The organism is Candidatus Nitrosotalea sp. FS, assembly GCF_011319475.1.
Taxonomy (GTDB): Archaea; Thermoproteota; Nitrososphaeria; order Nitrososphaerales; family Nitrosopumilaceae; genus Nitrosotalea.
In genome coordinates this window covers 13,741-20,150 of the sequence record NZ_RCMC01000096.1, presented here as the reverse complement: position 1 = coordinate 20,150, position 6,410 = coordinate 13,741, and the positions used below count along the sequence as shown (strand labels likewise).

The window sequence follows — 6,410 nt, the reverse complement described above, 5'->3', positions numbered from 1 at the left end:
CTTTTTCCACCAGTAAGAACCCTAGCCCCTTTGCTAACAGCATCTTTTACCATTGTATCTATTCTATTAAGACCATCAGCATTTACAAGTGGTCCAATGTCGNGAACGCTAGCCCCTTTGCTAACAGCATCTTTTACCATGGTATCTATCCTGTGAAGTCCATCAGCATTTACAAGCGGTCCAATGTCCGTACTATCAGACATTGGGTCTCCCACGTTTAGTTTTTCCACTTTTTGTACAAATTGCTCAATGAACTCCTTTGCAAGATTTTTTACCACAAAAAATCTCTTTGATGCAATACAGCTTTGACCGCAGTTGATGAATCTTCCCTTGACCGCGCCAGTTGATGCCTTTTCAACATCTGCGTCAGAGCACACTATGAACGGATCGNCTACAAAGAATCTCTTTGATGCAATACAGCTTTGACCGCAATTGATGAATCTTCCCTTTACTGCTCCAGTTGATGCCTTGTCAACATCAGCATCAGAGCACACTATGAACGGATCACTTCCACCAAGCTCCAAGACACATTTCTTGATTTGCGATGTTGCCCGTTGTGCAACCTTTGCACCGACTACATTGCTTCCGGTAAAAGTTACTGCATTGACATCAGAGTCAATCAATTTTTCAGCCATGCTAGAATCACTGACAAGTGTTTGGAATATACCTTCAGGAAATCCAGTCTTTGCAAACATTTTTTCTATTTGGATTCCACACTGCATAGTTACACTTGCAGGTTTGAGTACAATTGTATTTCCAGCCATCAGTGATGGTGCAGCAAATCGTAATGCTTGCCAGTATGGAAAGTTCCACGGCATTATACTTGCGATTATTCCAATTGGCTCAAAGGCAACAAAACTTTTTCTTGCATCGGTGTTTACTGATTCAGGATTTAGAAATGTTTCACCATTATCTCCATAGAACTCCATCACCCACGCACATTTTTCCACTTCGGCAAGTGACTCTTTGAGTGGTTTTCCCATCTCTTGTGTAGCAACCTTTGCAAGTGAGTCCTTGTTCTTTCGAAGCTCTTCTGACAAGAGATGCAAAAACATTGCACGGTTCTTAGAATCAGTCTTCCACTTGGAAAATGCATCCCTTGACTTTGCTATCTTACTTTTTAGATCAGATTCTGTGATGTTTTGATATTCAGCGATAATTTCCTCAGTAGCAGGATTGATTGTCTTAATAGACATCAAATATCATGTCTAGCAATACGGTTATATACCTTTGGCTGGTTATCATTACCAATGAATGGTAACTATGACCAACCTGACCCATCGGCAATCTTTAGAGAATGGATCCAGCGAAGCGGCAAGGCACAGATGGACTTTATGAGAACATTTGGCGACATGATGAATCGCACAAACCAAACCAATCCACTGGACACATTAAAAGAGATGGCAGACAAGACAGCAAAGACACAGACAGATCTTGTACAAAATTTTGCAGAGAGTGGATCAAAGGCCATGTACAACTGGTTTAACCTTGCACAAAACTTGCCCCAATTTTCATCATGGGGTGCGTTTAAGACATCAGTTGGAAGTAATGGTAGAATCTCCATACCCGAAGCAGAAAGAGAAGCAATAGGAATCAAGGAAAATGATCTGGTCCAAGTGATTGTAGTTCCAATCCATAAAAGTAATTCACGACAGGAGGTGAAAAAATGAGCAAGACAGAAACAAAAGAAGCATACGCAGTATACAAGCAAAATGTGAATCGATATTTTGAAGAAGCAGAAAAGAATGTCACACAATACATCCAAGCAGTCTCAAACCTACAGCAAGAATTTGCAACAGCATACAAAAATGCAGTAGAGACAGCAATCGAATTCCAGCAGGAGACAGCAACAAAGAGTGGCTTTAATGCAAACCTTCCACCAACATATCTTAAAGCAATCAATGATGCAACAGAAGAGATAGTAAAAACCAGTTCTGTACAAAACAAGGCAGTATTGGCAGCAATGGAAGCAGCAAGACAAAACATCAAGACATTCAACGATAACTTGAAGGCATTCACAACTATGGATTCAAGTATATTGCAATCATGGTTCTCAGCATGGACTCCAAGCAAGAACTAGATTAAATCTTCATTTTTTATTTATTTTTCATTTTTCAGATCTTTCAACAAGCCATTGACCAAATTCAGGAAGAACCTTTTTTTGTGAAAATGAACTTGCTATCATGCCCACATGCCCAGTTGGGTATATCTTCAGCGTCTTGTCTTGGCTTGATACTGCATAGTGGATAGGCATGCTGCATTCAGGTGATACCAAGTGATCACCTACTGCAACTTGTGTAAGAAGCGGCATGGTGATATTTTTCAGGGATACCTGTCTTCCGCCCACGTACATGTTGTTATTTATCAAGAGATTTTCCTGGTAGACATCTTTTATCCATTGTCGGTACAATTCCCCAGGAATTGGAGGTGTGTCAGATACCCATTTTTCTACCCGAATAAAGTTTTCAACATATTCTTTATCATGTATATTCTTGAAGAAATTCAGGTATTTTTCAAAGCCCTGCTCAAATGGCTTTAAAATCGAAAAGACATAGTACATCAACTCTGGTGGCATGTTGCCAAGCGTATCTACCAACTTGTCAACATCCATGTGTTTTGCCAAGTTTGATACTACCGTGCTATCGCGTCTTCCGTCAATTACAGGAGCAGTAAGAGTCAAGTTCTTGATTTTTTCAGGATGCAATGCAGAATATACGGCAGAGAGTGTGCCACCAGTACAATATCCTTGCAGTGATATTGTATCAGACGAGGATTCTTTTCTGACAAAGTCTATGCAGTTATCCATGTAACCATTGACATAGTCATCAAACCCCTCATGTCGATTGATTTGAGTAGGTGTTCCCCAGTCAATTAGATATACATCCACTCCCTGGTTTAGCAAATTTCTTACCCAGCTCTTTTTTGGATGAATATCTAAAATGTGAAATCTGTTTACCAGAGCGTATGCAATCACAAGTGGTGTCTTTACTTGTCGTTGAACCAACGGGTTAAAATGCAACAGCCTAACTTTTCCCTCAGAGTATACAACCTCATTTGGCGTGACTTCAAGATCAATCTCCTCAAGAGACTTGGCAAGGTTTGGTGCCTCAAGTATATTCTTGTTTAGCTTGATGAAATCTGCAAGCAACCTAGGATCANTGCAGTTATCCATGTATCCATTGACATAATCATCAAACCCTTCATGTCGATTGATTTGAGTCGGTGTTCCCCAGTCAATCAAATATACATCAACTCCCTGGTTTAGCAAATTTTTCACCCAANGATTAAAGTGTAATAGCCTAACTTTTCCCTCAGAGTATACGACCTCATTTGGTGTGATTTCAAGATCTATCTCTTCAAGAGATTTGGCAAGGTTTGGCGCCTCTAGTATATTCTTGTTTAGTTTGATGAAATCAGCAAGCAATCTAGGATCGATTTTTATTTCATTTGCCAACTCAAGTTCCTCCCTTGTTTGCTATTTTTTCAAGTTTGGCAACTCTTTTTCGCAAAGAGTGTAGTTCTTTGTACACTTCGTCCATCTCTTTCTTTGTAGGCATGTTTGCACTCTCAAGCAATATGGATGTCATGTTGTTCCAGTGCTTGGCTATCTCAAGTTCACTTGATACAAGTTTGCCAAAGTTTTCAGCAAAGTTAGCAGAATCAAATAGTCGTGTAAAGTAATTTTCAAATATATCAATCCATATGCGTTTTGATGCCTCCATATGCTCTGAGTCATTTGGANTTCTTTGTAGGCATGTTTGCACTCTCAAGCAGTATGGATGCCATGTTGTTCCAGTGCTTTGCTATCTCAAGTTCACTTGATACAAGTTTTCCAAAGTTTTCAGCAAAGTCAACAGAATCAAAGAGTCGTGTAAAGTAGTTTTCAAATATATCTATCCATATGCGTTTTGAGGCCTCTACATGCTCTGAGTCATTTGGGAGTTCAGGTACCTTTCTAGTGTATTCTTTCTGTGCCTCATTCCATGTGTCTGTAAGTTGTTTATAGTATTCAGATAGTCTAGTGTTAAATTCTGCCATGTCTTCATTCATTTCTATCGTTTCGGTGCTAATGCTTTTGGCATTGACAGCAAACTTTCTAAATGGACCAGTAGCAGCAAGCGATTGTTGTCTGTTTGACATCAAGTACAACAAGTCAGTCCAGAAAAGAGAGTTATGCTTGTAATTTGCCAATGATTTTTTCATATCAGGTGGAATAGACATGGGCTGTAGAATAAAGTAGATTACTGAACATATAGAGATTACTGGTTATCAATTGTACGTGCAACAAATTGTTAAAAGGATGAACATGTAACACAGATAGCAAGTGTCAGAATCTAACCCAGAAAAAACCATAGATGTCAAGAGCCCCTTCTCAGCGTGTGATGTGATGAGAGACAGTACAAACGAAGTGATAATGAAGATAGAGAGCCTGTTGCCTGCATACATTGAAAGTTTTACAGACTTGCAGTCAGAAGGCTTGCGAATTGCAAGGGATTTTTTCGGTACATGCTATATCGCAGAAAAAGAACTTTTAGACAACATGGGAGTAGACCAAAAGGCAATCGAATCATTTGGCAGATATTCAAAAGCAATTACAAAGACCACAGTATTTGAGATAGACATGATTAACAGTTTTCAAAAGACATTTGTAGAAAACGTCATGTCGACAATGAAATCATATGACGATTATGTTAAGGTCATGTTGTCGTCGTATTCGAAGATGTTAGATTATGCCATGATAGCAATCTCAAAGAAAAATTGATAGTTTATCGATCTTTTTAGTGAATAAGGCTTTACCAATAGTGTCATAACTAGTGTCGCTAAAAACTTATTTTGTTTGCAAGTTCCACAATGCACGCTGATGAAGGAAAAATTTGTTACAGTAAACAGGAATAACATCAGATATTTAGAAGAGGGTGAGTCCGATCGCAATTTGATTCTCCTGCATGGACTGGGCGGATATGCAGAAAGATGGATAAGCCTCATACCACACCTGAGTAAAAAATACCACGTTTTTGCCCCAGATCTTATCGGATATGGGCAGAGCGACAAGCCATCAGTAGATTACACTCCAGAATTCTTTACAAAATTTGTTTTCGATTTCATCAGTACACTTGGAATTAAAGACACATACATCATAGGAACATCGCTTGGAGGACAGATAACTGCAGAATGTGCCGCAGTTCAGGATCCAAAGATCAAGAAGATTGTTCTTGTATCTCCAGCAGGAATAATGAGAAAGTCTACTCCGACACTTGACGCGTATACAATGGCCGCACTATATCCAAACAGAGATTCTGTAAAAAATGCATACCAGATGATGGTAGGCCCTGGAAAACAAGTATCAGAGATATCAATTGAGAGGTTTGTCAACAACATGTCAAGACCAAACGCAAAGATGGTCTTCTTGTCTACATTGTTGGGTTTAAAAAATGCACCAGACATTTTTGACAAGCTACAAAAGATCAGTGTTCCTACACTAGTGGTGTGGGGCAGAGAAGACAAGCTGATACCATTTGAGTATTCACAACAGTTTGTATCATCAATCAAAAACTGTGAGTTTATGCCAATCGAAGGGTGCGGTCACTCCCCATATGTTGAAGACCCAGAAAGACTTGCTGAGATAATTATCAAATTTTTTGCAAAGCATTAGCATTAAACACTAGTCTTACCGACTCATGGTTTAAAATAACAAGAAGCAATCAGCATCAAATATGACTGTACCAAATGAAGGCAGAACAAGTCTTGTTGTAAATCACAGACTTTTACTTTGTTGTCTTTTTTCCCTTTCCATAATAGGTACTACATACTATTACCTAGATGACAGAAAACAAGTATACGAAGTCCAGTGGATTGCAATGTCAATTACATGGTATGCCGCAATTGGTTTTAGCATGACCAAGGTTCTTAGCAAATCAAGAATTGGTTATCTAGTTGCAGGAATTACATCATGGACAACACTTGCATTCTGGTTGCTTGACAATTATTACACAGTANTGGTTATCTAGTTGCAGGAATTACATCATGGACAACATTTGCATTCTGGTTGCTTGATAACTACTACATCNATATGACAGTACCAAACGAAGGCAGAACAAGTCTTGTTGTGAATCATAGACTGTTGCTGTGTTGTCTTTTTGTCCTTGCCATAATAGGTACCACATACTATTACCTAGATGACAGAAAACAAGTATACGAAGTCCAGTGGATTGCAATGTCAATTGCATGGTATGCCGCAATTGGGTTTAGCATGACCAAGATTCTTAGCAAATCAAGAATTGGTTATNCTACTACATCGTATTTCATGTTACAATAATTGCAGCAAGGCCAGATGACATCATGGTAATACAAAATTTCATAGGAGTTGCGGTAGCATCACTTGGAATACTGTCTTCGCATAATGCATTTCA

Annotated in this window: 7 protein-coding genes and 1 pseudogene; 4 read left to right on the top strand and 4 right to left on the bottom strand. The window is 39.0% G+C overall.

Annotated features, from left to right (window positions below; genetic code table 11):
* Positions 1–103 precede the first annotated feature (103 nt).
* Positions 104–390: pseudogene (locus tag DYY66_RS03560) on the bottom strand (aldehyde dehydrogenase family protein); the annotation flags it as partial.
* A gap of 1 nt (position 391) precedes the next feature.
* A partial coding sequence (locus DYY66_RS03555; protein WP_166286313.1) for an aldehyde dehydrogenase family protein occupies positions 392–1,196 on the bottom strand: 805 nt, incomplete at its 3' end.
* Between the two features lie 54 nt (positions 1,197–1,250).
* Here DYY66_RS03555 and DYY66_RS03550 point away from each other — a divergent pair.
* Together DYY66_RS03550 and DYY66_RS03545 are read left to right on the top strand one after the other, a co-directional pair.
* Entirely contained in the window at positions 1,251–1,670 is a 420-nt protein-coding gene (locus DYY66_RS03550; RefSeq protein WP_166286265.1) for an AbrB/MazE/SpoVT family DNA-binding domain-containing protein, read from the top strand.
* Positions 1,667–2,080 carry a hypothetical protein gene (locus DYY66_RS03545; RefSeq protein ID WP_166286263.1) on the top strand — a complete coding sequence of 138 codons (414 nt, stop codon included), beginning with the start codon at positions 1,667–1,669 and terminating at the stop codon, positions 2,078–2,080. The genes DYY66_RS03550 and DYY66_RS03545 overlap by 4 nt, the downstream gene beginning before the upstream one ends.
* 27 nt (positions 2,081–2,107) lie before the next feature.
* Here DYY66_RS03545 and phaC read toward each other — a convergent pair whose 3' ends face one another.
* Entirely contained in the window at positions 2,108–3,148 is a 1,041-nt protein-coding gene (phaC, locus tag DYY66_RS03540; protein WP_255496026.1) for a class III poly(R)-hydroxyalkanoic acid synthase subunit PhaC, read from the bottom strand.
* Positions 3,149–3,455: 307 nt separating this feature from the next.
* Complete coding sequence (locus DYY66_RS03535; protein ID WP_255496025.1) at positions 3,456–3,722, bottom strand: poly(R)-hydroxyalkanoic acid synthase subunit PhaE; 267 nt, start codon at positions 3,720–3,722, stop codon at positions 3,456–3,458.
* A 602-nt stretch (positions 3,723–4,324) separates the two neighbouring features.
* Between DYY66_RS03535 and DYY66_RS03525 the strand changes: the two genes are divergently transcribed.
* Together DYY66_RS03525 and DYY66_RS03520 are read left to right on the top strand one after the other, a co-directional pair.
* Positions 4,325–4,762: a hypothetical protein gene (locus DYY66_RS03525; protein WP_166286261.1), complete on the top strand. Its 438-nt coding sequence runs from the start codon at positions 4,325–4,327 to the stop codon at positions 4,760–4,762.
* A 99-nt stretch (positions 4,763–4,861) separates the two neighbouring features.
* Positions 4,862–5,653, top strand: a complete 792-nt coding sequence (locus DYY66_RS03520) for an alpha/beta fold hydrolase (protein WP_166286259.1) — start codon at positions 4,862–4,864, stop codon at positions 5,651–5,653.
* Positions 5,654–6,410: the final 757 nt, after the last annotated feature.

What these genes read in the sequence shown, in the direction of transcription:
- DYY66_RS03550 (WP_166286265.1), top strand. Translation starts at nt 1,251, where the DNA reads ATGAATGGTAACTATGACCAACCTGACCCATCGGCAATCTTTAGAGAA.
- DYY66_RS03545 (WP_166286263.1), top strand. Translation starts at nt 1,667, where the DNA reads ATGAGCAAGACAGAAACAAAAGAAGCATACGCAGTATACAAGCAAAAT.
- DYY66_RS03535 (WP_255496025.1), bottom strand. Translation starts at nt 3,722, where the DNA reads ATGGAGGCATCAAAACGCATATGGATTGATATATTTGAAAATTACTTT.
- DYY66_RS03520 (WP_166286259.1), top strand. Translation starts at nt 4,862, where the DNA reads ATGAAGGAAAAATTTGTTACAGTAAACAGGAATAACATCAGATATTTA.